This is a genomic window from Lujinxingia litoralis (genome assembly GCF_003260125.1).
Classification (GTDB): Bacteria; Myxococcota_A; Bradymonadia; order Bradymonadales; family Bradymonadaceae; genus Lujinxingia; species Lujinxingia litoralis.
Map to the genome: position 1 here is coordinate 409,776 of NZ_QHKO01000001.1, position 25,971 is coordinate 435,746.

Genomic DNA, 25,971 nt, shown 5'->3' on the forward strand with positions numbered 1-25,971 from the left:
TTGGCCTTGCACCGCCCCTCCTCTTTGCATCGACGAGACACGTTTGAGCAGCGCCGCACCGCAGCTTCCCCGGGTGGGAGATCTGATCGCCGGTCGATACCGCGTGGTAAAAGAACTGGGCCGCGGGGGCTACGGGGTCGTCTTCCAGGCCCGCCAGGAAGCCATCGCCCGCGACGTTGCCATCAAGTGTTTGCACCCCGAGGTCGCTCATCATGAGCGCGAGGTCGAGCGCTTTCGTCGGGAGGTCTTCCACGCCAGCGGGCTGCACCACGACCACACCATCACATTCTTTGACTACGGCCAGACCCCACGTGGGCTGCTCTACGTCGTCATGGAACTCCTCATCGGTGAAAACCTCCGTGACCACGTGCACCGCTGCGGCCCCCTCGCCCCGGTGCAGGGGCGTCAGCTCCTGGAACAACTGTTGGGAAGTCTGGAAGAAGCCCACTCCCGCCAGCTGATCCACCGCGACTTAAAGCCCGAAAATATCTTCGTCAACGACGTCCCCCAGGGCGCCCCCCTCTCGATCAAGGTGCTCGACTTCGGGCTGAGCAAATTCATCGGCGATCCGGGCGCCACGCTCTACCGCGGCCCCTCGCTCACCGCCGATGGCGAGGTCTGTGGTACGCCTCAGTACATGTCGCCGGAGCATGCCTATGGAGAACCGGTAGGACCGCCGGGCGACATCTACGCGGTGGGGCTCCTGCTCTACGAGGCGCTCGTGGGCCGTCCGGCCTTCGACGGCCCCACCCCGCTGGACATTCTGCTCAAGCAGGTCAAAGCCCCCCTCCCGACGCTCCCGGAGGCCATCGCCCGCACGACGGTCGGGCGTTTTATCACCCGGGCCACCCACAAAGAGATCGGCGGACGTTTCGCCGACGCCGGACGCGCGCTCAGCTGGCTCCTCTCTCAGGAGGATCGCCCCGAAGAGACCTCTGGCGCCCGGCCCGCACTGGTCGGCCTGGCGCGTTCGGCCCGCCGCACCTTAGCCCCCGAAGCGCTGCCCGAATCAACGCACGCCGATCCTCCCGAGCCCCCGAGCCCGCGTCCCGTCGACAACGACACCCTGCGCGAGGTACCGGCCGCCGCGACGGCTCCCACCGAACTTCAGCTGGAGCCGGCCCCGGCCGCGCCCCTGCACGCCTTTGAAAAGCGGGTGGCCAGCCTCCCCTTGCTGGGACGCCACCGAGCCCTCGACGCGCTGACCCACTGGCACGCAAAAGCCTCGCTACACGGGGGTATCTTTCTGCTGACAGGCGACTCCGGTCAGGGAAAAAGCGCGCTGCTCCAGACCTGGCTTACACACCTGCCGGCTCCTCCCGGCGCCCGAACGCTCCGCGGTCGCTACCGCCGCCACGGTGAACCTCTTGCCGGACTACGCCAGGCGCTCTCGCCACTGCTCGCCCCTGACGAGCCCCCCCGGGAGCATTCCACTCGCCTGGACCACTCGCTCCAGGCGCTGAGCACCTGTGCCGCAGATTCCCGGACAACGTTGAAAACCCATGCCGTGCATCCACTCCATCAGGTGGTGCACGCGCTGCACGCGATCAGCGAGCAACACGCACTCCTGCTGGTCCTTGAGGATGTGCAGTACGCAGATCCCTTGAGCCGCCAGGTGCTCGACCAACTTCTGGAGATGCTCACCCAGCACCCGCGGCCCATCGCGCTGATCCTCTGCGCACGCTCCCCGCGTCATGTAAAACGCTGGCACTCCCCGGCGTCGGTCAGCGCCGCTCGCCACCATCTCGCCCCCCTCCCCAACGCCGCGATGCGCGAGCTCCTCGCATCGGTGCTCCCGGCGAGCAGCGTCCTCCAACGCGATCTTCTCGATCTGGCCGGTGGTAACCCGGCGCTGCTGCTGCATCTGATTCGCCATCTTCTGGAAACCCACCAGATCCGCCCCCGCAAACCCGGCGCAATCTACGAGCTCAGTGATCCTTCCGTGGCGCTCTCCTCGCTGGTCCCACCGGACCTCCGAGAACTGGTCATCACACGCGCCAACCGACTGCTTCAGAACCACCCGGAAGAGGCACGCCTTCGCGCGCTCCTTCATCGCGCGGTGCTTTTTGGCGATCGCTTCGAGGGAGCCACCCTGGCCCGGGCTATCTTCGCCGATGGCCAGCCCGAGCTGGCCCGACAATGCGGCGAACTGCTCGAAGCCCTCTGCGCCATCGGGCTCCTACGTCGCGACGGCGGCACCGACGCCCCGGTGCACTTTGCCTTTGTGCAACCGCTTCATCGAGCCTCACTGGTGCGCATGGTCGAGAGCATCGACGACTGGCGGACCTTCCACGGGCATGCGGCCCGTGCCCGGATCGAACGCCACGGCGAACCCGATGCCTCGGAGTGCGAAGCGATCGCCGAGCACCTGGAGCGCAGCTCCCAGAGCGAACGTGCGCTTCCCTGGTGGCTGCGCGCCGCCGCCGAGGCCGAAGGGGAGCACCGCCTTCACGAAGCTCTGCGCCTGTTGCGCCGCGCCGAGCCGCAGATCCTGCACACCCGCCAGGTCGATCACACCTCGCTCAGCGCGCTTCGCCTGCAACAGGGACGCCTCTACCATCTGGCCGGCGAGTTCGGCCCGGGCGAAGATGCCCTGCGCGAGGCCATCATCCACGCCGAGAGCGCCGACCACGTCGCCAATGAAGCCCACGCCCGCGAGCATCTGGCCGACGTCGTACGCCTGCAAGGCCGTCTCGACGAAGCCGAAGCCCTCCTTCAACGCACCTCGGAGCTCTGTGTGATCCTCGAAGATCGCGCCGGGCTGCGCCGCGTGCTTCTGGGACAGGCCGATCTGGCCCGCTTCCGCGGCCGCTACGCCCGCGCCCGCGCCGACCTGGAGATGGTCCACGAGGCCGCCAGCCGCGAGGGCGACCCGGCGGCGGCAATCGCCGCGACCCTGGCCCTCTCGCGCTGCGCCTATGCCAGCGGAGAACTCCGGGAGGCCTGGAGCCTGGTGGGTAAAGCCATCACTCAGGCCCGGACCGGCGGCGACCACCGCGCCCACGCGCTCGCCCTGATCGAGGCCTCCCATATCTGCATGATTGTCGACGGCCTGGAGCGCAGCGAAGCGCTGGCACGCCAGGCCATGAACGCCGCGCGCCAGCACGGCGATATCCTGGCCCAGGCCAACGCCAACTTAAGCCTGGCCCTCTGCCTGCGCCGCACCACGCACCTGGACCGCAGCGCCGCGCACCTGCGCCGGGCCCGCGAACTTCATGAACGCCTGGGCCATCTCTACGGCGTCGCCAAAGATCTCCTGCTGGAGGCAGAACTCTGCTGGCTCCGTGGAGACACCGAGCGCGCCCAACGCCTGGCCGATGACTCCCTCCAGCTTCACCAGGACCTCGACGACCGCCACGGCTGGGCTCTCTCCACCATTTACCGGGCACTCTTCCGAATCGAACAGGGCCAGCCCGCCCGGGCCCTGGAGCTGCTCCAGGATGTCTTCGACCTCGAAGACATCCTGGGTCTGGGCCTCTACGCGCCTCAACTCCTCTTCTACGCCGGCATGGCGTGGGAAGCTCAGGCCAACATCGACGAGGCTCGCGAGTACTACACCCGCGCCCAACATCGGGCCCAGGAGATGGGACATCGCGAAATGATCAGCTTGAGCACCATCAGCCTGGTCAAACTCGATCTGGTGCAGGGCGACATTGACTCCGCCCGATTCCGCCTCCCGGAAGCCCGGCGCCAGGCCGAACGCACCGGCCACGCCTACTCCAATATGTTTGTGCTCCTGGGCACCGCCCTGCTCGCCCACATCGACGATGACCGCCCGGCGCTTCGCGCCGCGCTCGCTCGCCTGCGCCCCTACCTCAGCGTTCCCAACGCCCCCGATCTACGCCTGGAAAAACGTCTGGGCGACATGCGCCGTCTCCTGACGACCCTGCCGCCCAGTCCTCGACGCCGGCTCCTGGATCAGGCCCTCGAAACCATCGTCGAGACCCTGACCCGAGATTAACTCGCCCCGTAAATCTCGTCGTCGGAGAGCAGGCCACGCACCTGCCACAGCTGCGGATAAGCGCGCTTCTCCAGCGTGGAGCTCAGGTAAGCCACCCCGCTCGATCCGCCGGTCCCGGGCTTGGTGCCCAGCAGACGCTCGACCACACGCACGTGATGAAAGCGCCAGAGCAGAATGTTCTGATCGTGCTCCACCAGCGACTCGGCCAGCGTGTACAGGTGAAAACGCTTCTCCGGATGCCGATAAAGCGGCAGCAGCGCCGCCAGATTCTTCTCCAGCCGCTCTCCCTCCAGAACCTCCCCCTCTTCGGGGACCACCACCTCAAACCCCTCGCGCTCAAGCAGGCGATAGAAACGCGTGCGCAACGAAGGCTCGGCCAGACGCGCCAGCAAACGACGGTGGTCTTGATCGGTCTGATCGATATGCGCCATCACCGAGGTGTCGCGAATCCCGGTTAAAAACTCCACCTCACGGAACTGAATCGACTGAAACCCACTGGCAGGATTGAGCGCCGAGCGAAAACGCAGAAAATCGCGCGGTGTCATCGTCTCCAGCACGTGGATCTGCTGGACCAGCAACTTCTCGATCTGCAACACCCGCTGCAGAAGACGCCCGGCCTCGTAGATCTCGTTCTTCTCGATCTCCTCGGCCACCTGATCGAGTTCAAAGAGGATGAGTTTGAACCACAGCTCGTAGGCCTGGTGGATGACGATGAAGAGCAGCTCGTCATGCGCCGCCGGGCTCGACTCAAAATTCTGCAACTCCAGCAGCTGCGGCACCTTGAGATACGAGTTGTAGGTCAATCGCTCTCCCCCCGAGGTCATCCGGGGGGCATCGCCGCTGAAGGGGCAACTCAGGGTGCTCTTCTCGTCGCTCATGGCCAGTCCGTCGCTGTGGGGTGGTGCGCCTTAAATGCGCCTGGTAGGGCATGGAGAGTTCAAGGCGCGGGCACCCCGCTTAGGCCTGGACTTCCATGATATCGCGAATTGGCTCGAGGAAGATCTGCGCCATTCCCTCAATGAGCCGGCGCAGGTCGGGATACGCCGAAAACGCTTCACTGGCAAGCGCTTGTCCACGCAGTCGGTCAATGTCTGCCAGGCACTCCGCGAGAGCGCCCTGCTCGCGAAAAGCCTCAATCGCCCAACGCACCTCGTCATCGGGCGTCGCCTGACGATCGGCCTGCAACAGCGCCATCAACCGGCGTCGGTTCTCCGCGTCGGCAAGCTGCCAGAAGGCCACTACCAGCGCCGAGATCTTGCCCTCACGCAGATCGCTCCCAAAGGTCGCGCGCCCCTTCTCTCCGTAGAGGTCGAGGATGTCGTCCTGAATCTGAAAGAGCACTCCCAGGTGACCGGCCGCCACCTCCAGCGCCTGGACCACCTCCGCCGGGGCATCGCAGAGCTCGGCGGCCCCGGCCATCGGCAACGCGAAGAGTCCGCTGGTCTTACCGCGCACCATCTGGCGATAGGCCTGCGGATCAATATCGTGGACCGAGCCCTCTTGCAGCGCAAACTCGCGCTCCTGCCCATCGATCACCTTGAGCACATCGCGGAAGATGCGCGCCAGTACCCGCTGGCGCCCGTCGACCGAGGCCCGGGTCTGCTCCAGGCAAATCGGCGCCAGATAGAGCATCGCGTCTCCCAGGTTGATGGCCTGGGGCGCACCGAACTTCTTCCAGATCGTCGGCTTGCCGCGGCGCACCTCATCGCCATCCTGCAAGTCGTCATGCACCAGCGTCGCGTTATGAATCAGCTCACAGGCGGCCCCAAACCCCACCAACGCCTCCGGCGCCACGCCCAGGCTCTGGGCCACCGCCAACGGCAAGATCGCCCGCAGACGCTTCCCCCCGGTCTCCAGATGGTAGCCCAGCATCGCCTTCAGCGATGATTCGCCAAGCCCGGCGGCTTCCACCGCCTGATCCATGCTCGTGAGCACCTGGCTCATATAAGACTGCGTCAGCTCTCGAAACGCCTGCTCAATCGTCGTCACGTGTCCTGCTCCTGTTGAGATCGCCAATAAGGATAGTAGCGCGAGCGCACACTCAGACCGACCTCCTCGGAGAGCCAGCCGGTGACCTCGCACAGCGCGCTTAAGTCGGCATCGACCCTTGCGCCCATGGAGAGCAGGAGATTGACGAGATCTTCACTGGCCAGGTTGCCCGCCGCGCCCGGCGCATAGGGACAACCGCCCATCCCACCGACCGCCCCATCAAACAGGCGCACCCCGGCCTGATAGGCCATCAGCGCGCTGGCCACCGCCAGCCCCTGCGTGTCATGCAGGTGCAGCGCCACGCGCTCCACACCAAAGTGTTGCACGGCCCGAGCGCAGCCCTGGCCCACCTGCAGAGGCGTACCCGCCCCGATCGTATCGCCCAGCGAGAGATGTTCGGCACCATTGCCCAACAGCTCCTCGCCAATCTCCAGCACTCGGGCAAAGTCGACATCGCCCTCAAAAGGGCAACCAAATACCGTCGAAATATACGCCCGAACCACCATTCCCTCGCTCACCGCCGCCTCGGTGGTACGTTTGAGCGCCGCCAGACTCTCGTCCAGAGAGCGATTGAGGTTGGACTGGTTATGCGCTTCGGTCGCCGACATAAACACCGCGACGTGCTCCACGCCGGCCTCCCGGGCGCGCTCCAGCCCCTTGAGGTTAGGCACCAGCGCCCAGTAGCGCACGCCCTCTCGCCGCGTAATCTGGCGAGCCACCTCATCGGTCTGCGCCATCTGCGGCACCCAGCGCGGATGCACAAAGCTGCCGATCTCCACGTCGCGCACCCCCGCGTCGACGAGCTTCTCAATCATCGCCACGCGATCCGCGCAACTGAGCACCCGCGACTCATTCTGAAGACCATCGCGCGGTCCCACCTCAAAAAAACGAATGTCGTTGGTGTCCATCGACGTCCTTAACCTGGTGGCGCTCCGCCACGCTGCGTCAGAAAGAGGGAAATCGCGCCAAACTTATCCCTCGCTACAAAAGGGTGTCAATGTGGCCTACCTCACTACGTTGACACACCTTCAATGCTGCTCCTATTCTCGGACGAATGGTCCGCCACGCCTCCCCGAGACGTCGGCGTAAGACCTCCCCTTTCTGCCTGAGGACTGCGACGTTGGCTCAAGACCTGCTTGTTGTGAATCACGGTCTCGCGCTCATGCTCTGTGAGGATGCCGCCATCCTCGAAGAGACTCTGCGGGCGATCGAGCCCCTGGATCTGCACATCCGCCGCCTGGGCGACCTGGCGCTGCTGGTGCCCGCCGATGAGATCGAAGGAGTACTCGAAACCCTCCACGCCCAGGGAACCTTTCCCCGGGTGGTAGGCCAGTTCCCCTCCTCGACACCCGGGGAGGTCCAATGAGTCTGCGCCCCGATCGCCCCCTCAGCCAGGGGCCCCTTGACGCCACCGAGTTCACTGCGCTCCGAGAGCGCGGCTATGCCGACGCCAGCCTGCGTTTCTTAGCCCGCGCCTGGGAGGTCTCCGCCGACCCCGAAGATCTCTGCGCCGCGCTCACCGACCCACATACCCGCGCGCTCGACACCGAGGCGCTCTCGGAGATCGAGCGCGCCGTCTTCTGGCTGATCCAGGAGCGGGGGGGCCGGGCCCGCGGCGAGAACCTGCGCCGCGATCTGCTCCTGCGCGGCTTCGGTGAATCCGAACCCGCCCTGGCCGCCCTCATCGCCACCGGCTGGCTGATTCCCATACCGGCCGCCGGCGAGCACGACTGCGACATCGAGGTGCTCCTGGAACGCGGCACCTTCTTGCAGCACGATCTGGCCCTGAGCGCCCCCACCCTCACGCGCCTCGACGCCCGCCCGGATGCCCTGGACATCGACGTCCCCGGCTGGACCGAGGTGAGCCTGGAGCCCACCGTCAGCTCGGTCGACGACCTGGAGCTCAACCTCCTCCATCTGGCGTCACTGATCCGACGCGACCCGCTCAAACTCAACAAAGACGGCACCCCGAACCGCCGCTCCCTGGCTCGCTCAGCCCGTGGCATCTCCATGCCCGGCCAACTCGGAGAGGTTGCCGGCGACCTGGATCTGCACGATCCCCGACAACTCGACTTTTTGACCTTCCTCGCCGCCCTGGGGCGCGAGCTGGGGTTTCTGGAACCGGACGACGACCGCTACCGCACCCACGACGGCGCGCTCTCGGAGTACTTCCATGCCTCCGGCGCCGAACGCGACCGACGCCTGGCCGAAGCCTTGCAAAAGTTGCGCTTCTGGAACGAGGTGCAGAGCGTGCGCCTGGCCGACATGACCCTGCGCGGCGCCGACGACCAGCACTTCTCCCAGCATGAATCCACCGGTGAGCCTCTGATCGGCGCCCGCGGATTCGTGCTCTCAGTGCTCCGTCGAGCCTCGGTGCGCGACTGGGTCTCGCTGGATGCGCTCACTGAGCTCTGCACCCAGATCGACCGGCAGTACCTGGATCGCACGCTCTCGAAGATGGCCGGCCAGTGCGAGCCGGCAGAGTTCATTGAGGCCATGCTCGAGCGCACCTTAAGCTGGTCGGGCATCCTGCAGTTTGGCCGGGCTACCGATGGCCAGCGCGTCGCCAGACTCTCACCACGAGGCGCCCGAGCCCTGGGCCTGGAAGGCTCCCAGCTCCCGCCTCCCCAGGGCGGCTGCCTGATCGTGCAGCCGAACTTCGAGGTGATGGTTTTCCTGGACAACGCCCCGGTGGCCGTCCTCCACGACCTCTACCGCGTTGGCGAGCGGCGCAAACTCTCCGATCGGGTGGCGACCTTCCAGCTGGCCACCGAGTCGGTCCAACGCGGCTACTCGCTCGGCGCCAGCGCGCAGGGACTTGTGGAACTGCTCAACCGCTGCGGTCACACCCCGGTCCCCGAGGCCGTGGCCTTCCAGCTCAAAGACTGGGAACGCGTCCACCAGCGCCTGACCATCCACCTGGGAGGGGTGCTCCTGCGTCATCCCGACCCGGAACGCTTCGACATGATCATCGGCCAGCTCGAACATGACCTCCGTGAGAGCCCCTATCGGGTCATCCGCCTGGGCGCCCGCGACGCCTTTGCGACCGGCTCCAAACACGATGCGTTGCGCCGCGCGGCCGAGGCCCACCCCTCACTGACTCTCGATTCCACCGGCCAGCCCGCACGCTCGCTCTACTTTGTCGATCCCCTGGTGCTGATGGCCGACCCCTACGAACTCGACGTCGTCACCCAGGTCGAGCTCGCGCGCCTGACCACCCCTCTCGAAGAGGAGTCCTCGCCGCGTTCGCGTTTCTTCGCGCTGGACATCGATAAAATCAACGCGCGCTTTGAAGACGATCCCCTCGAACGCATCACCGCCTTCCTCGATCCCCGCTGCCCCGGCGGCCTTCCCTCCGGACAGGCCCTGCGCCTGCAGGCCGAACTCGACCGCCCGGCGCGCGCCCACCTGGCCGACGGTCTCACCATCTTAAGTTTCGAAGACGCTCCCAGCGCCCGGCGCTTTGCCGCGCTCGAAGAGGCCCCGGACCTCATCGAACGCCGCCTGGGCGACCTGCACTTCGTCATCCGCGCGGGCGCAGAAGACCTCCTCGACGAAATCCTGGACGAAACCGGCCTGGTCCTCGCAAACACCCCCTTTCCCCGCGACGAATAAGGCCCCTGCTCCCCCGTCTCACAGCCCGACTCCCTTGCCAGAAAAGGGGCTGCGCGATACATTGGCGCCAGACTCTCTGGTCGCCACACTATTGCGCAGCAACGCGTTCTCCGCAGGCTTCGGCCCTCCCCCCGGGCGGCGCCCTCTCACAGATGCCACCGAGCTGTGCGCCCATCGAGCCGGCGATCTCACACCGACGCCTCTTCGAGGCCGAATCCCCGACAAGCGATGGAACGCTACTACGTCAAACGCCCCTCCGGTAAGGTCTTCGGCCCCTTCGACCAGAACGCCATCCGGCTGATGCTCCGAGGCAACAAACTCGGCGCCGACGCCCAGGTCTCCACCGATAAAGAGACCTGGACCCCGATCTCAAACGTGGCGGCATTTGCCGAAGATGCCGGTGGAAACACCACCCGGGCAGGCTTTGCGGGCCAGGATCTGCCCGTCTCCGCCAGCGCCCCGGCGCTTCCCGCGCCCCGATCGGCCCCCGATCTCCCCCGGCCGAAGCTCGGCGACCTGCCCAAACCCAAACTCGCCGACCTCCCCCGGGCCAAAGCCGATGTGCCCGCGCTTCCCCGGCCAAAGCTCAGCGACCTGCCCCGCCCCGCGGGCAGCAATCTGCCACGCTCTGCCGCCAGCGATTTGCCCACCGCCGCGGGCAACGACCTGCCCACCGCTGTCCTTAAAAACCTGCCCACCGCCGCGGGCGTCAATCTGCCGGCGAGCCCTGAAGACGACGACCTCTTTGCAGCCCCGATTCAGGATGACGACGACCTCTTTGCAGCCCCCCTCAGCGCCGCGCAAGACGACCTCTTTGCGGCACCTGCAACCGTTGAGGCCGAGGACGACCTCTTTGCCTCTCCGGCCGGCATGGCCGACCCCGCCGACAATCTCTTCGCTGCTCCCCTGGGCGCGGAGCCCAGTGACGATCTCTTCGCAGCTCCCCTGGGCGCGGAGCCCAGTGACGACCTCTTCGCTGCACCGGTCGGCGCGGAGCCCAGTGACGACCTCTTCGCCGCTCCCGTAGGCCAAGATGCGGCTGACGACCTCTTCGCCGCTCCCGTAGGCCAAGATGCCGCCGAGGACCTCTTCGCCGCCCCGGCCGGCATGGCCGAAGACAGCGATGATCTCTTCGCTGCTCCCGCGGGCGATGATCCCTTTGCCGCTCCCGTCGGTTTCGACGACGATCCCTTCGCCGCCCCCGCCCCCGCCCCCGCGGGCGATGATCCCTTTGCCGCTCCCGCCCCGGATCCCTTCGCTGACGGCGCCGGCGACGACCTCTTCGCCGCCCCGGTCATGGACGACGAAGACCTCTTCGCCGACGCTCCGGCCGACGAAGACGATTTTCTGGGCGGCGACCAGGGCTTCTCCTTCCTGGATGAAGAACCCGAAGAGGACGAGTGGGGTCAACAACTTCAGGGCAATGATGCCTTTGGCAGCGACGACCTCGGGGTCAACGAAGCCGACTGGGGCGATGACTTGATGGGCGGCCCGGCTCCGCCTTCGGTGCAACCGCCCCCTGCCCAGCCCCGGGCTCCCGCCTCGCCTCGCTCCGCGGCTCCCGCCCCCCAGGGGCACGACCCGTTCCGACCGGCATCTTCCGGCATCCGAGAGCAGGCGCCCGCCGCCACCAAAGGCGTGGCTGAGACCGTCGACGCCGACAAAAAACGCGGCTCCATGGCGGCCATCGGCATCCCGGTGCTCGCCGTCCTGGTGCTGGGGGCCGCCGGGTTTGGCATCTACACATCGTTCTTCGCGACCGAAGAAGTCGTCCAGCAGCAACGCGCTCCGGTGGCCCCCACCCCGACGACGCTGCTCCCCGATCAGGTGGCCATCGATAACTACGCCACCTACTTGCAGCTCTTTGACCAGGCCAAAAAAGGCAGCCTCGATACCGAGAGCAAAGCCCTTTTGCTGATGGGCCAGTCCTTCTTTTTGACGCGCTACGACGACGCGCTGGCGGCCAGCGCCGAAACCCTGGCCGGCGAACTGGCAGCCCAGGGCGAGGTGCCCCTGGTCAGCGCCGCACTCGCCGCCAATGAAGCCCGTCTGGCGCAGGCCGATGCGGCCGCCGCCCTGGCAGCCGCGGCCATCGCCGACGCCGAGACCGCCTACTGGGGCCACCTCGGCGCCGGAGTGGCCCACGCACTGGCCGCGCTCGATGGCCAACACGAGCCCCCGGCCGACGCCCTCGATGATGAGAGTACGGCAGAGGCTCCGGCCACCGCCGGCGAAGACGCGCCCGATGGTGAGGCCCCCGCCGCCGATGAGCCCGGGGAGGCCGAAGCCGCCGAGGCCCCCGAATCCCCCGCGGTGTACGCATCGCTGGCCGAACACGCCTTCCGCCACCTCAAAGCCGCCAGCGACGCCAACCCGGACACGGCCACCCCGCACTACTGGCGAGGACGTCTCCTTGCCAAACAAGGCGATTCAGACGCCGCGATCGAGGCCCTGGAGTTCGGAAGCAACGCCGATCCCGGCCACGTGGCCACCCGTCTGCTGGCCGGTCACCTCTACTACGAGGATGGCGACCTCAACGACGCCACCGAGCACCTTGAGAAGATCATCAATGAGCTGAGCAGCGCCGCCTCCACCGCCGAGCGCGGCGAGGCGCATCACCTCATGGGCATGGTCTACATGGCCCGCCAGCAGAGCGAAGAGTCCATCAAGATGTTCACCGAGGCTCTCAACCTCGACAGCTCTCGCGTCGACAGCCTGCGGGCGCTGGCCGAGCAGTACGAGCAGGCCGAGCGCTATCAGGAAGCCCTCAACTTCTTCACCACCAACAAGAATCTCGGCCAGCAGGACCCCGACGTCATGCTCGGCATCGTCCGCTCCCATATGGGACTTGAGCAGTGGAACGAGGCCATCCTCAAACTCGAAGATGGCGAGAAAGAGTTTCCCGAAGATGCCCGATTCCCCTTCTATCTGGGCCGACTCAATATGCAGCGCGGCACCTTCTACGAAGCTCGCCGGGCTTTTGAGCGCGCCGTCGAAATCGATCCCAGCCTGCTGACCGCGCAGGCCGCCCTGGCCCAGCTCGCCTGGCGTATCGACAGCGATGTGGCCCGCGGCGAAGAGCATGTGCGCGCGATCATCGAGCGCCCCGAAGGCATCGACGCGGCCATCGCCTCGCAGGTCGCCGACTACTACCGCCTCTCCGAACGTCGTGCGCTCGCGCGTCAGTGGAACGAAGAAGCTCTGAAGCTCGACCCCAACTTCTGGAACGCTCGCCTCAATCTCTCGCGCCTGCTGCTCGAAGATGGCGAAAGCGACAAGGCCCTGACCCTCCTGGAGCGCGCCCGCTCTGAGGGCATCCAGGATATTCGGCTCTCCGCCTACCTGGCCGATGCCTACCGGCAGGCCGGTCAGTTCGACCGCGCCGTCGACGAGATCAACAAGGTCATCGAGCAAGAGCCCTCCAACGAGGAGTACATCTTTATCCGCGGACGCATCTACTTCGACCGCGGCAACTACGAGACCGCCCGCGAAGACTTCAACAAAGCCTACGAGCTCAATCCGCGCTACCACGACGCCTACTTCTTTGTGGGACGCACCGCCCTGGCCGAAGAAGACTTCAACACCGCCAAGCGCATCTTCGGACACGTGCTCGACTATCAGCCCAACCATGGCGAGTATCACTACTACATGGGCCGCACCTTTGAGACCGAGGGCAGCGATGCTCAGGCCCTGGCCCAGTACCAGCGCGCCACGACGGTCGATCCGGCCTACGGCGTCAAAAATCCCGAAATTTATGTGCGCCGCGGCCTGATGCTCGCTCGTACTGGCTCGACGCGGGCGGGCAAGAGTGACATCCTGCGCGCTCTGGAGCTGCGCCCGGACATGCTCCAGGCTCAGCTGGCCATGGGAGAAGCCAACTTCCGTGAACAAAACTACCCGGGCGCCATTGAGCACTATACCCGGGCGTTGCAAAACTCCCCGGAGAACCCCGACGCCCAGTACCAACTCGGCATGGCGCTGATCTACGAAGGGCAACGCGAACGCGGGGCTCGCCATCTCCAGCTGGCCATCCGTCACGGCTACGATAACCCCGAAATCTACCGCCGTCTGGGCTACCTCTACCGCGAGCTCAATCAGCGCGCCTCGGCGCTCGAGTCTTTCAAAACTTACCTGCGCGAAACCGCCGACAGCTCCGTGCCCGACGCCACGCGCCGCGAGATGTTGCAACAAATTAAAGAGCTGGGAGGCTGACGCGTTCCCACTCGCCAAGCCCCCCTATCCGTGCCCCACGCCGCGCTCCTGCGGGTCTCTCTGACGCAGTCGAACATCTCCTATGGAGAACCTCCTCATTATCAGCGCCGACGCCTCTCTCTTCGAGAGGCTTGAAGGCGCGCTCGCCACACACGCCAGCGTGGCCCGGGCCAGCTCCTGGGACGCCGCACGCCAGCAGTTGATGAAGTACCCGGCCCGGGTTGTTGTGGTGGGCCCCGATCTTGCGCAACCCTCCCAGAGCGCCCAGTTTGTGGCCCTGGACAGCGTGCTCAGCAAAGACGGCACTCCGGCTTTTTTGCTGGCCGAGCGCCTCACACCGGCCCTGGTGCAGGTCGGAGAGGCCTTCGCCAGCATCGCCGACGTCCTGGCGCTGCCGCGCAACCCCGATGACTGGCGAGCCCTGCTGGAGATGCTTCTTAAAGCCCTTCAAGCGCAGCCGCCTTCCCAGGCAAACCAGGACTCCCCCTTCGGAGCGTCGTCCCCTCAGCTCTCGGTGCGCCTGCCGAAGTTGGCCCGGGGCACACTCAGCTCGCTCTCGTTTTCGCGCCTGCTCTACAGCATCTCCATGCACCGGGAGTCTGGCGTTCTCACCCTGCAATCCGGCCATATCAACCGGGTCTTCGGCTTCAAAGGCGGCCACTTCCTGGAGCCGATGCCGGGCGCCGCGCTGGCAGATAGCGCCGCACTCACCGGCGTCTTCGCCTGGCCCGATGGCGAGTTCACCTTTCATCAGAACACCAACCTGCAGGGCACGCGCACCTCGCTGGTCCCGCTGATGGTTCAGGGCGTCAACACGCACCTGCCCCAGCGCGAGATCATGAACCGTCTGATGCCCATGATGGCATCCTACCCGGTGCTGACCCAGTTCTGGGAGAAGCGTCGCGCCTCCCTGCGCTGGGGGGTGCTGGCGAAGTTGATGGGAGGATGCGACGGGCAACGCTCCCTCGAAAGGCTCCTCAGCCTGATGGGCAGCGATGTCACCGAGGGCTTTCGTGCGGCGCTCTTTGCCAAAGAGATCGATCTGTGGGTCTTTCGCCGCGAGCCCTGCGCGCGGGCGGTGACCATCCACTACGACCACCTCGCCACCGGCTCCACCCCGGCCACCACCTCACCAGCGTCGAATCGCCCGGCACGCACCTCCTCGTCGGCGAACTCCAGGCAGGTGCAGCCGGCGGCATTTCAGGCCCCAGCGGGCCTGCGACCGGCCACCGGGCGTACCCAGAGTCTGGATGTCCAGCTGCGCGAGAAGCTCCAGAGCCTGGAGCAGATGAGCTCTCATGAGATCTTCGGCGTCTGGAAGGGCTGCGGACGCGAAGTGGTCAAAGAACGCTTCTACATTCTGGTCAAAGAGCACCACCCCGATGTCTACGGTGGCAACGTCTCTGCTGAGATCAAAGACACCGCTCAGCGCATCTTCATCGGCGTGCGCAACGCCTACACCGAGTTGATGAAGGTCGAGCACGAACAGACCCTTCCCCCGCCCGGCGCCACCGCGTCCTCCCCGACGCCGCCCGCGCCGGGTCAGCCTGCCTTTACCCCGCGCAAGCGCCTGAGCACGCTTCACCCGGGCCAATTCCACAGCGGTGAACCCCAGGGCCTCGACGAAGAGTCCCAGGTGCGTTTTACCCCGCGCACGCAGACCCCGGGGCGAGTTCGACGCGACTCCACGCCGATCCGCATGAAGCGTACCCCGACCAATCATCACCCCGATCTCCAGAATCACGGCGCCCCCCCGGCCTCCGGGCACACCACGCCCTCCGGCCAGCCCCAGGGCTCACCGAGCAACGCCCAGGAGACGCGCCGCGACCGCACCGCCTCGCTCTCCGGGGCGCGACTTAAACGCACCACCTCGCTCTCGGGAGCCGGCCTGGGCCGGGAATCCTCCGATGTCGAGTGGCGTAAAGAGCAACTGGAGCGCCTGGGTAAAAGCCCCACGCGCACACGCCGGCCCACCCCGGCTCCGCTGAACAACGCCGGCATTCCCGGCCCGGCCGACCCGGCCCGAGACGCCTTCAATGCCGGCTACCCCCTCTTCAAACAGCTGGCCTTCCGCGACGCCCTTCCCCACCTGCAGCGCGCCCTCAAACTGGAGCCGCAGAACGGGCTCTACATGACCTTTGAGGCCTACACCCGCTTCCAGCTCGACGCCCACCAGGCCGACGCCGCCCTGGCCCAGCTCGATAAAGCCATCTCCTCCGGGCACCGCCAGGCCATGCCCGATGCCCACCTCTTCAGCGGCATCATCCTCAAAGCCCAGGGCAAAGAACGCCAGGCCTACGAGTGCTTCCAGAACGCCTACCGACTCAACCCGGCCAGCCTGGAAGCCGAGCGGGAGATCCGCCTCTACGAACGGCGCCACAGCGCCGACGAGGGCCAGCGGGGCTTCTTTAAAAACCTGTTTAAAAAATAGCGCCGCCCGCATACGATGCTATCGTTCCACGCGCGTTGATGTTGGGGTGCCTGCCGGCCCGAAAGGCCGGTTAGACACCTCCTCCGGGGAGCTCACCGCACCCTCATCTTTTTGGGCTCGCTGAACCGTTTAGCCGGGATTGTCGTTCATGGGAAAAATCATTGGCATCGACCTGGGCACCACCAACTCCTGTGTCGCGGTCATCGACGGCGGGGAGCCGCTGGTCTTGCCCAACAGCGAAGGCTCGCGCACCACGCCTTCGATGATCGGCTTTACCGAAGACAACGAACAGTTTGTCGGTCAGCAGGCCAAGCGCCAGGCGATTATCAATCCCGAGCGCACCGTCTACGATATCAAGCGCCTCATCGGTAACAAGCGCAACTCACAGGTCGTCCGCAGCTACGAGAAGACCCTCCCCTACACCATCGTCGAAAACACCAACGGCGATGCCTGGGTCGAGGTCAACTCCCAGAGCTACAGCCCGCAGGAGATCTCCTCGATGCTCCTGCGCAAAATGAAGCAGACCGCCGAAGACTACTTCGGAGAAGAGATCACCGAGGCGGTGATCACGGTCCCGGCCTACTTCAACGATGCCCAGCGCAGCGCTACCAAAGACGCCGGAAAGATCGCCGGACTCACCGTCCGCCGCATCATCAACGAACCCACCGCCGCCGCCCTGGCCTATGGCTTCGCCAAGAGCAACGACGCCAACCTGGTGGTCTTTGACCTGGGCGGGGGCACCTTCGATGTTTCGGTGGTCCAGCTGCGCGGTGGGGTCTTCGAAGTGGTCTCCACCAGCGGTGACAACCACCTGGGGGGCGAAGACTTCGACAAGGCCGTGCTCGAGTTCTTGATGCAGCGTTTCTACGACGAGACCGGCATCAATGTCAGCGAAGACAACATGGCCTTGCAGCGGCTTAAAGAAGCCGCCGAAAACGCCAAGTGCGAGCTCTCCACGCTGAGCGAAACCAACATCAACCTGCCCTTCCTAGCCGTCGATGAATCCGGCCCCCGGCACCTCTCGCTGAGCCTGTCGCGCTCGCAACTCAATGACCTCTGCTACGACCTGGTCGAGCGTCTGGAAGGCCCCTGCGTCACCGCCCTTGAAGACGGCGGCATCGATCGCCACGCCATCGATGACATCCTCCTCGTCGGCGGCATGACGCGCATGCCCCTGGTCCAGGAAAAGGTCGAAGAGATCTTTGGCAAGAAGCCCAACAAGAGCGTCAACCCCGACGAAGTCGTCGCCACCGGCGCCGCCATCCAGTCGGGCATCCTGGGCGGGGAGGTGCGCGAGGTCATCCTCCTGGACATCACCCCCTTTAGCCTGGGCATCCGCGTGACCGGCGATCGCTTCAGCCCGATCATCGAAAAGAACACCCCGATTCCCACCATGGAGACCAAGGTCTTCACCACCACCGAGGTCAACCAGGACATGGTCACCGTGACCGTGCTCCAGGGCGAAGACCCGGTGGCCAGCCGGAACAAGCTGCTGGGGATGTTCAACCTCACCGGAATCAACCCCGCCCCGGCCGGAAGTCCGCGCATTGAGGTGACCTTCGAGATTGATACTGACGGCATCGTCAACGTCTCGGCCCGTGACCTGCGCACCGATGTCCGCCAGTCCATCACCGTCGAGGGCCACTCCGGTCTCTCCGACGAGGAGCTTCAGCGCGCCATTTTGCGCAGCAAAGCCCACCAGCGCTGAGCGCCCCCCCGGCCTCTCCTCCTGCTGACGCCAGCTCTTAGGCGCCGACCGGCGCCGGGCTGGCGTCGCGCATTTCTTGATAGAGCTGCATCCGCCAGTCGACCCCCAGAATCTCCCCGGGCTTCATCGCTTCCCAGATGTTCTCCCCCTGGAGGGGCTCGCTGGAGACGATGAAGTGATTGACAAAGCCCGAACGCGAGCGCGCCTCGCAGCAGGGCGCGTAGCTCGGGCAGATCTCGCGATCGGGGCAGGCCGTCTTATGCGTGCTGTAGAAAAGCTCCTTGCCCCCCTGGTGGGCCACCATCACGTGCCCGTTGGTAACGAGCAGGCTCAGATAAAACTCCTGCTCTTTAGCCCGGGTGTAGCAGTCTAGGCCGGTGACCTCCTGAATCGCTTCGACCGTCTCGCGCAGCGCCGCGCTTAACTCTGCCAGCGGGGCCCCTTTGCGGTGCACATCGAAGCGCTGGGCCATCTTCGAGAGCAAGAGATAAAAGATCACCTCACTGTCGGTATCCCCCAGAATGAAGCGTCGAAACACCGGGGAGACGCGCGCAATCACCGCCTCGCGATACCTGGCAAAGTCGGGGATCTGCCCGTTATGCGCCAGCACCCAGCTGCCGTACTGAAAAGGGTGCGAGTTGAGAATCGAGAGATTGCCCACTGTGGCCTTGCGCAGATGCGCCACCACGGTCTCGGAGGCCACCACGCCGCTGACCCGCTGAAAAAGACTGTCGGAGACCGCCGAGTTCACGCTTTTCACCACATGCGGCACGCCCGCCACGTAGTAGGCCACCCCCCAGCCATCGGGGTGGCGCTCACTCTGGCGCATCAGCGCATTATCTGCGCTGATCAGGCTGCGGTGGACCTGGCTTGTGATCACCGAACGAAAGCCAAAGAGCCGGCACATAGCTCACTCGTCGAAGTTAGCGATCGCCTGCGCAATGCGGTCCTGATGCGGGCGGTAAACCCAGGCGCGACGGGGCGGATCGTTGATCAGGATGGAGAAGGCCGCCTGCCGCCCGGAACGGGTCTGCACGTACCCGCTCAGCGCGGTGACGTTGTTGAGCGTCCCGGTTTTCGCGCGCAGATTGCCCGAGACATGAGGCTCTCGCAGCCGATTGCGCAACGAACCATCAATGCCCGCAATCGGCAGCGACGCGATAAACTCCGGCCCAAAGGCATGCCCCCGCATGTAGCGCAACAGCGACACAAACTGCCGGGCGCTAACCTCGTTGCCCTCGTAGAGCCCGCTGCCGTTATGCAGGCTAAAACGCTCGGCATCAAAGCCCGCCCGCACCATAAAATCGGTGGCCTTAGCGATGGCCTCCTCCCAGGTCGCGGGCCCGTCGGACTGACGCGCCGTGGCCAAAAGGAGCTGCTCGGCCATGAAGTTGTTGCTCCACTTGTTCATCGCCGAAATCGTGTCGATCAGCGGCGCGGAGTGATGTACATGCAGGCGCTCGCGCGTCTGGGGCGCCGCGCCCGGGCGCACCTCGCCATCAAACCCAATGCCCACCATCTTCAGCGCACGCGCCATCACCGCGCCGGCAAACTCCGGCGGGTTGTCCACACGCTTGCGCACCGAAACCGGGTTGGCACGCTGACCGATGGTCCCCCCGACCTCAATGATCGTGCCCTCTTCGCTGGGGCGAGCGCTGACCTGCACCCGCGAGAGGCCCCCGGCGACCGTACGGGTGCGGTTGACCACCTCCACATGCTCCTGAGGCGGATCCAGGCGCACCTGCGCCGGCTCCCCGGGCGTTGCCGGCGTCACGGTCGTGGTCACCGTGTTGAAGTTCACCGAGAGCGCACCGATCGACGAGCGATAAGAGGCATCGGTATCGCGCGTCTCATAGCCCGGCGGCAGGTACCCCTCTTCAAACGCCGACTCGTCGATGATCAGATCGCCGCTGATGGTGTCGATGCCCTGCAACTTCAACTCCCCGGCCCAGGCCAGCACGTCTTTAAAGAGCAAGAAGGCCTCACCGGAGCCGATCACGTAGAGATCGCCAATCGAGGACTCACTCCGCCGGTTGGTCGCAAGCTCGGTGCTAAACGTATAATGCGGCCCCAGCAGATCCAGCGCGGTCGCAGCGGTGATCAACTTGATGTTGCTCGCCGGGTTCAGCGGCGCATCGGCGTCATGGGAGTAGAGCACCTCGCCAGAGGCCGCATCTTCGACATGAATGCCCACTTTCGCGCGCTGGAGCTCCGGGTCAGCAAGCACCTGCTCAATGGCTCGCTCCAACTCCGGGTAGCTTGGCCCGGCGCTCTCCAGCGCCGGCACCTCGGGCACCTGAGGCACCTCCAGGGCCGAGGTCTCTTGCCCTTCCTGGGCCACGACCACATTGACCCCCACGCCGCTAAGCAGCAGCACGGCCAGCACAGAGGTGACCGGCCGTAGCCAGCGCGACGAGGTGCGATTGGCATGGTGTTCCGTTGATTTCATAACGCGATAAGCTCCCGTTCCTGTTGAACTTTTACCCTGACACTAGAATATGACGCACAGGTAGAAGACGAGCACGAGGGGGTTATTCCTCGGCGCGCTCCTGGCTCGCAGAGGGCTCCTCGCCCGAACGCCGCGGCTCGGCCGCCGGGGAGGCATCGCGCACTCCCAGCGCCGCGTCGAGTCGCTCCAGCCGCTGACGGTTCAGCAAACGCCGCTCCCTCCAGATATTGACCGTAAGAAACACCCCCAGCGCCCCCCCCACCACCAGCGAGGCCACGCCCCATCCAAACGCCTGCGCTACCATCATCAACACGCCTTAATCGACCACTCCACCTTGACCCGTGCGGTCTCCACGCCATCGGCACGGCGCCCCACGACTTCCAGAAGCTGGTTGACGCGCTCTCCGCTGCGCGATGCCTGAGCAAAAGCCCGGGCTACCTCGTCGCCCTGCACGCACTCAAAGCTCACGCGGCTGCGGGCTGGTTTCACAAAATCGGCGCTGATGTGGCGCACGATGTACGAGAAGCGCTCCGGACGCACCGCGTTATGAAAGAGCACCAGGCCCCCGGTGGTCATCTCGGCGGCCATCATCGAGGCGGCAAAGTACATCGTTCCGAAGATGTTGCGGTTTCGCCACCCGAAGGGGATGTCAACCTGACACGTCGCCTCGTTGAGCACCTCCACCCGGGGGGAGACCAGCGCCAAAAGCGGCATTCGGGCCCAGAGCACCGCCTGGGCAACCGGTCGCGTGGTCAGCGCTCCGGCCACCACCCGCCCGGCAAACGCCGGACGCTCCGCGGCTACGGCCTCTTTGACGGCATCGTTCAATAACATCTGCACCTCTTACAGGAAGTTGAACCCGGGTGGCGGGCGTTGAAACAGCGTCGACCTCCGACGCGCCTTCGACTATACACGATGCATCGCCCCGGGAGCAGTCCCGACCGTGGAGGGTCGCCCGACGCTATGAGCGCTTCGCTTCGAAAACTCGGTCGCTACGAACTCACTCGCCGCCTGGCCAAAGGCGGCATGGGTGAGATCTATCTGGCGCGCGCCCGCGGTGCCGGCGGCTTTGAGAAGCGCGTCATCATCAAGACCATCCTCCCCCACCTTGCCGAAGAAGAGGAGTTTGTCACCAAATTCCTCGACGAAGGGCGCATCGTCGTCCAGCTCACCCACGGCAATATCGTGCCGGTCTTCGACATGGGCGAGCAAGATGGTGAGTACTTCATCGCCATGGAGTATGTCGATGGCCTCGACCTGCGCGAGGTCTTAAAGCGCCTGCACAGCCGCGGCCAGGAGCTCGCCGTCGAGCTGGCGCTGCACATCGCCTCGGAAGTCTGCAAGGGCCTGGGCTATGCCCACCGCAAGACCGATCCGGTGGGGCAGCCCCTGGCGATCGTCCACCGCGATGTCAGCCCCTCCAACGTACTGATCTCGCGAGAGGGCGAGATCAAGATCATCGACTTTGGTATCGCCCGCGCCGCCGGGAGGCTCTCTCAGACGGCCAACGGTCGCATCCAGGGCAAATGCTGCTACATGAGCCCGGAACAGACCCGGGGCCAGGCGCTCGATCACCGCAGCGACATCTTCGCCACCGGCGTGGTGCTCTACGAGATGCTCACCGGCCAACGCCCCTTTGAGGGACGCTCCGACCTGGAGAGCCTGGAGCTTGTGCGCCGCTGTGAGTTTGATCCCCCGGGGGTGCTCCGCCCGGAAATCCCCGACGAGGTCGACCGTATCATCGTGCGGGCACTGGCCCCGACGCCCGACGAGCGCTACCAGGACATCGAAGATCTCTATGTCGATCTGCAGCACGCCATTTACGCTGTGGGACGCGCGGTGACCAGCCAGGGGCTGGCCCAGGCGCTCAAAGAGGTCTTCGCCGCCGAGCCCGAAGCGACCGCCGCGCCCCGCAACCTGGATGAGGCCCTGGAGCTGGAGCTGGCCCGCCTGGGCTCGGAGACCTCGGCCCCCGCTCTGCACACCGGCACGGCGCCGCGGGGCCCCTCCCCCGGCGCACTACTTAGCCCCGGGCAGGCCGACGCGATCGCCCACGCCCCCACCGCCTCGCGCCAGCTCCCGGCACCTTCCCCCACCCCGGCCACCCGCGCGCTGGCCCCCACTCCCACGCCGGAGCCTCCCACACCGACGCCGCCCTCGGCCCCCGAGCCTGACCTTGAAGACGCCCCGGCAGACCGCTCCCCCGGCGGCGCGCCGGCCCTCCCGGACACCCACGCACCGCCCGTCGAAACGCAGCGCCGGCGCTGGCTGGGGCCCCTCCTGGTGGCGGTCGCCGCGCTGCTGATCGCGACGTTTATGCTGCCCGGCATGCGCCAGGCCGAGCTTCAACTGGAGAGCGATCCGCCCGGCGCCACCATTCGCCTCGACGGCGAAGAACTCGCCGGTCGGCGCACGCCACAGACCTTGACCCTGGAGCCCGGCGACTACCGCATTGAGCTCGCACTGGACGGTCACCAGGCCCGCAACTTCCGCGTGCAACTCGCCCCCGGCGAGCGCGTGAAACTTCAGGGGCAGGATCTCCACCTGGCCCCGGAGCTGGCTCCCGATCGCACCTTCACCATCACCACGCAACCGGAACGCGCCCTGGTGACCGCCAATGGCGAAGAGCTCGGTGAAGCCCCGGTGTCCCTCACCTTGAGCCAGGGCGACGTGGCCGCCCTCTCCGCGGCCTACGAAGGCTGTTCGTCGGCCTATTACACCCTGAGCTACGGTCACCAGCGCGAGACCGTCTCGCTGAGCCTCTCCTGCCTCCAGGAGCGCGCGCTGGCCGAGTTGAGGCGCCCGCCCATCGACGGCGTCCCGTCGGTGCGCGACGATGCCCCGCCCACCGTCATGGGCCGGCCCCGCGCCCGGGAGCGCACGCTACGCCTGGCACCTGCGCCACCGGAGGCCGAGCTCTTCCTCAACGGCAAGAGCCTGGGCTCGGGAGCACGCCAGATCCAGCTGACGCCGGGCACCCCGGCGCTCATCGAAGCGCGCGCCCCGGGCTTTGAGCCCCTGCGCCGCCAGCTCCGCGCCGAGCGTATCCATAGCAAAGAGCTCGTGCTCAACCTGAGCCCGCTCCCCCAGGGCTGCCTCAACTTCCGGGCTATTTACCCGGCCCACAACGAGATCGCCATCGACGGTGCCTGGCTCAAAGGCCGCCATATGACCCTGCGCAATCACCCCTTGAGCGTGGGCAACCATCGCATCACCGTGCGCAACCCTGAGGCCGGCAAAGAAGAGCACTTCACCGTCCAGGTGGAACCCGGTGAGGAGTGCGCTCACCTGGTCGTCTGGGACGAAGGGCGCTGACCGACAGCGCCGCCTTGTGACCCGTGGCCGCCCTCGCTATGGTAGCGGGCCTCTGGACCGATGTTCTTGACCTCGCCCCCCCGGATCGCATGCCATGAGTGATGCCACACGCACCATTTTTCTCGATGACGGCGCCGAACAGCTGGAGCTGCAACGCTTCCGCCTGGAAGTCGTCGAAGGCCCCAATAAAGGCACCTCCAAAGTCTTTGAAAGCGCCGAAGTCCTTATCGGAAGCTCTCCCGACTGTGACATCGCGCTCGACGATCCGGCGGTGAGCCGGGTGCACGCGGCCATCGTCGTCGACCAGGAGGGCTACCGCCTGGTCGACCGCGCCTCCAAAAACGGCACCTTCGTCGAGGGCCTGCGCACCCTTGAGGTGTACCTGGCCGACCGGGTGCGATTTACGCTCGGCGACACCACCCTGCAGTTTCACCTGACCGACGAGAAGGCCGAGGTGCGCTTCTCCGGCCGCGAGCGCTTTGGCAATATGCTGGGCAAGAGCCGCGGGATGCGCGAGATTTTCTCGATCCTGGAGCGCGTCTCCCCCACCGACGCCACCGTGCTCATTGAGGGCGAGTCGGGGACCGGGAAGGAGCTGGTCGCCGAGGCGATTCACCTGAACAGTCCGCGCAAAGACGGTCCCTTCATCGTCCTGGACTGCTCGGCCATCGCCCGCGAGCTCATTGAGTCGGAGCTCTTCGGACACGTCAAAGGTGCCTTCACCGGAGCCACGGGCTCGCGCAAAGGCGCCTTTGAAGCCGCCCGCGGTGGCACCCTCTTTCTCGACGAGCTCGGCGAACTCGCCATCGATCTTCAGCCCAAACTGCTGCGCGCGCTGGAGAAACGCGAGATCAAGCCGGTGGGAAGCAACCAGAGCGTCAAGACCGATGTGCGCATCGTCGCGGCGACCAACCGCAACCTCTTAAGCGAGGTCAAAGAGGGGAACTTCCGCGAGGATCTCTACTACCGCTTCGCCGTCATCCGGGTGAACCTCCCGCCGCTGCGCGACCGACCGGACGACATCCCCCTGCTCGTCGAACATTTTTTGCGTCAGGCCAACGAAATGACCGGCCGCGACGACGTGGACATCGCCTACAAGACCATGGAGAAGCTCAAGCGCCACCGCTGGCCGGGCAACGTGCGCGAGCTCAAGAACTTCATTGAGCGCGCCGTACTGCTGACCCAGGGCGATGCCATCGAAACGCGCTACCTCAACGCCGGCGAGCCCTCCAACACCGAGGTCCCCGAGGCGATCGAGGAGTCGAGCCTGCCGATGGTGGAGACCGCGCTCCAGGAAAACCTCCCCTTTAAAGACGCCAAAAACCGCCTCATTGAGCACTTTGAGAAGGAGTACTGGGGGCGACTGCTGGAGCGCACCGGAGGCAACGTCTCCAAAGCCGCGCGCATCGCCGGCGTGCACCGCAAGAGCGTGGAGTACATCCTCAAAAAGCTCGACCTTACCCGCGAAGACCTCGGGATCTCCTGAGCCTGTCTGTGCCCTACCTTCTCTGCTGAGCTGGCTTGATGTCTGACGTATCCGCCGTAGAAACACCCGCCCATGATGTTCTGATCTGCATTCCCACCTACAACGAGGCGGGCAACATCGGCCCGATCACCTCGGCCATCCTGGAGCGCTGCCCTCAGGTTCACCTCCTGATCATCGACGACGGTTCCCCCGATGGTACCGGACAGCTGGCCGATGAGCTGGCCCGCGCCGATGAACGCATCCACGTGATGCATCGCACCGAGAAGGCCGGGCTGGGCCGGGCCTACATCGCCGGGTTTAAGTGGGCGCTGGCCCAGGGCTTTGAGCATGTTGTGGAGATGGACGCTGACTTCAGTCACCGGCCCGAAGATCTTCCCAAACTTCTGGAGCAGCTCGACCACTTCGACGTGGTCATCGGTTCGCGTTATGTGGCCGGAGGCGCCACCCGGGACTGGGGGCTCTTTCGACGGCTGCTCTCACGCGGCGGTGGCTTCTACGCGCGCCTGGTGCTGGGAGTGGACATCCGCGACCTGACCGCGGGCTTTGTCGCCTGGCGCCGGCAGGTGCTGGAGACCATCGATCTGGAGAAAGTCGAGGCCTCGGGCTACGTCTTCCAGATCGAGCTGAAGTACCGCGCGCATCAGCACGGCTTCCGCATGGTGGAAGTGCCCATCGTTTTCCCGGACCGCCAGGTGGGCGATTCCAAGATGACGCCGGATATCGCGGCCGAGGCGCTCACCCGCGTCTGGAAGATCCGCCTCAAGCGCTAAAGCGCGCCCCCCCGCTATCGCCCGGGGGGCGCTCG

15 protein-coding genes and 1 pseudogene are annotated in these 25,971 nt (G+C 65.7%); 9 read left to right on the forward strand and 7 right to left on the reverse strand.

The features are described from left to right. Window positions 1-43 precede the first annotated feature (43 nt). Window positions 44-3,961, forward strand: coding sequence for a serine/threonine-protein kinase (locus tag DL240_RS01705; protein WP_146618043.1), 3,918 nt, complete (start codon window positions 44-46; stop codon window positions 3,959-3,961). On the opposite strand, the gene DL240_RS01710 is transcribed toward DL240_RS01705, so the two are convergent. From DL240_RS01710 to DL240_RS01720, 3 genes are all read right to left on the reverse strand, one after another. Beyond that, complete coding sequence (locus DL240_RS01710) at window positions 3,958-4,839, reverse strand: tryptophan 2,3-dioxygenase (protein ID WP_199589699.1); 882 nt, start codon at window positions 4,837-4,839, stop codon at window positions 3,958-3,960. The genes DL240_RS01705 and DL240_RS01710 overlap by 4 nt on opposite strands. A 79-nt stretch (window positions 4,840-4,918) precedes the next feature. Continuing rightward, the gene (locus DL240_RS01715; RefSeq protein ID WP_111728124.1) at window positions 4,919-5,950 is read right to left on the reverse strand and encodes a polyprenyl synthetase family protein; all 1,032 of its coding nucleotides are present in this window, start codon (window positions 5,948-5,950) and stop codon (window positions 4,919-4,921) included. Further along, entirely contained in the window at window positions 5,947-6,858 is a 912-nt protein-coding gene (locus DL240_RS01720; protein WP_111728125.1) for a hydroxymethylglutaryl-CoA lyase, read from the reverse strand. Before DL240_RS01720 ends, DL240_RS01715 begins: the two co-directional genes overlap by 4 nt. A gap of 233 nt (window positions 6,859-7,091) precedes the next feature. On the opposite strand from DL240_RS01720, the gene DL240_RS01725 reads away from it, so the two are divergent. From DL240_RS01725 to dnaK, 5 genes and pseudogenes are all read left to right on the forward strand, one after another. Next, window positions 7,092-7,316, forward strand: coding sequence for a hypothetical protein (locus DL240_RS01725; protein ID WP_146618044.1), 225 nt, complete (start codon window positions 7,092-7,094; stop codon window positions 7,314-7,316). Next, complete coding sequence (locus DL240_RS01730) at window positions 7,313-9,565, forward strand: helicase-associated domain-containing protein (RefSeq protein WP_111728127.1); 2,253 nt, start codon at window positions 7,313-7,315, stop codon at window positions 9,563-9,565. Before DL240_RS01725 ends, DL240_RS01730 begins: the two co-directional genes overlap by 4 nt. A 228-nt stretch (window positions 9,566-9,793) precedes the next feature. Then, window positions 9,794-13,777, forward strand: coding sequence for a tetratricopeptide repeat protein (locus DL240_RS01735; RefSeq protein ID WP_111728128.1), 3,984 nt, complete (start codon window positions 9,794-9,796; stop codon window positions 13,775-13,777). Between the two features lie 82 nt (window positions 13,778-13,859). Continuing rightward, on the forward strand, window positions 13,860-16,208 hold the full coding sequence (locus tag DL240_RS01740; protein WP_111728129.1) for a DUF4388 domain-containing protein: 2,349 nt from the start codon (window positions 13,860-13,862) through the stop codon (window positions 16,206-16,208). 148 nt (window positions 16,209-16,356) lie between these two features. Continuing rightward, window positions 16,357-17,907 (forward strand): annotated as a pseudogene (gene dnaK / locus DL240_RS01745) (molecular chaperone DnaK); the annotation flags it as partial. A gap of 46 nt (window positions 17,908-17,953) precedes the next feature. On the opposite strand, the gene DL240_RS01750 reads toward dnaK, so the two are convergent. The 4 genes from DL240_RS01750 to DL240_RS01765 all read right to left on the reverse strand — a co-directional run bounded on the left by DL240_RS01750 (window position 17,954) and on the right by DL240_RS01765 (window position 21,199). After that, the gene (locus DL240_RS01750; RefSeq protein ID WP_111728131.1) at window positions 17,954-18,823 is read right to left on the reverse strand and encodes a class II glutamine amidotransferase; all 870 of its coding nucleotides are present in this window, start codon (window positions 18,821-18,823) and stop codon (window positions 17,954-17,956) included. A 3-nt stretch (window positions 18,824-18,826) separates the two neighbouring features. Beyond that, entirely contained in the window at window positions 18,827-20,365 is a 1,539-nt protein-coding gene (dacB, locus tag DL240_RS01755; RefSeq protein WP_111728132.1) for a D-alanyl-D-alanine carboxypeptidase/D-alanyl-D-alanine endopeptidase, read from the reverse strand. 82 nt (window positions 20,366-20,447) lie between these two features. Continuing rightward, window positions 20,448-20,672 carry a hypothetical protein gene (locus tag DL240_RS01760; RefSeq protein ID WP_111728133.1) on the reverse strand — a complete coding sequence of 75 codons (225 nt, stop codon included), beginning with the start codon at window positions 20,670-20,672 and terminating at the stop codon, window positions 20,448-20,450. After that, window positions 20,672-21,199 (reverse strand): DUF4442 domain-containing protein, encoded by a 528-nt coding sequence (locus DL240_RS01765; RefSeq protein ID WP_111728134.1) that lies wholly within the window; start codon window positions 21,197-21,199, stop codon window positions 20,672-20,674. The genes DL240_RS01760 and DL240_RS01765 overlap by 1 nt, the downstream gene beginning before the upstream one ends. A 129-nt stretch (window positions 21,200-21,328) precedes the next feature. Here DL240_RS01765 and DL240_RS01770 point away from each other — a divergent pair, with 129 nt between their 5' ends. The 3 genes from DL240_RS01770 (at window position 21,329) to DL240_RS01780 (ending at window position 25,936) form a co-directional block, all read left to right on the forward strand. Then, window positions 21,329-23,680 (forward strand): serine/threonine protein kinase, encoded by a 2,352-nt coding sequence (locus tag DL240_RS01770; RefSeq protein WP_158542284.1) that lies wholly within the window; start codon window positions 21,329-21,331, stop codon window positions 23,678-23,680. Between the two features lie 94 nt (window positions 23,681-23,774). Then, window positions 23,775-25,166 carry a sigma 54-interacting transcriptional regulator gene (locus DL240_RS01775; RefSeq protein ID WP_111728136.1) on the forward strand — a complete coding sequence of 464 codons (1,392 nt, stop codon included), beginning with the start codon at window positions 23,775-23,777 and terminating at the stop codon, window positions 25,164-25,166. 38 nt (window positions 25,167-25,204) lie between these two features. Beyond that, window positions 25,205-25,936, forward strand: coding sequence for a polyprenol monophosphomannose synthase (locus tag DL240_RS01780; RefSeq protein WP_111728137.1), 732 nt, complete (start codon window positions 25,205-25,207; stop codon window positions 25,934-25,936). Window positions 25,937-25,971: the final 35 nt, after the last annotated feature.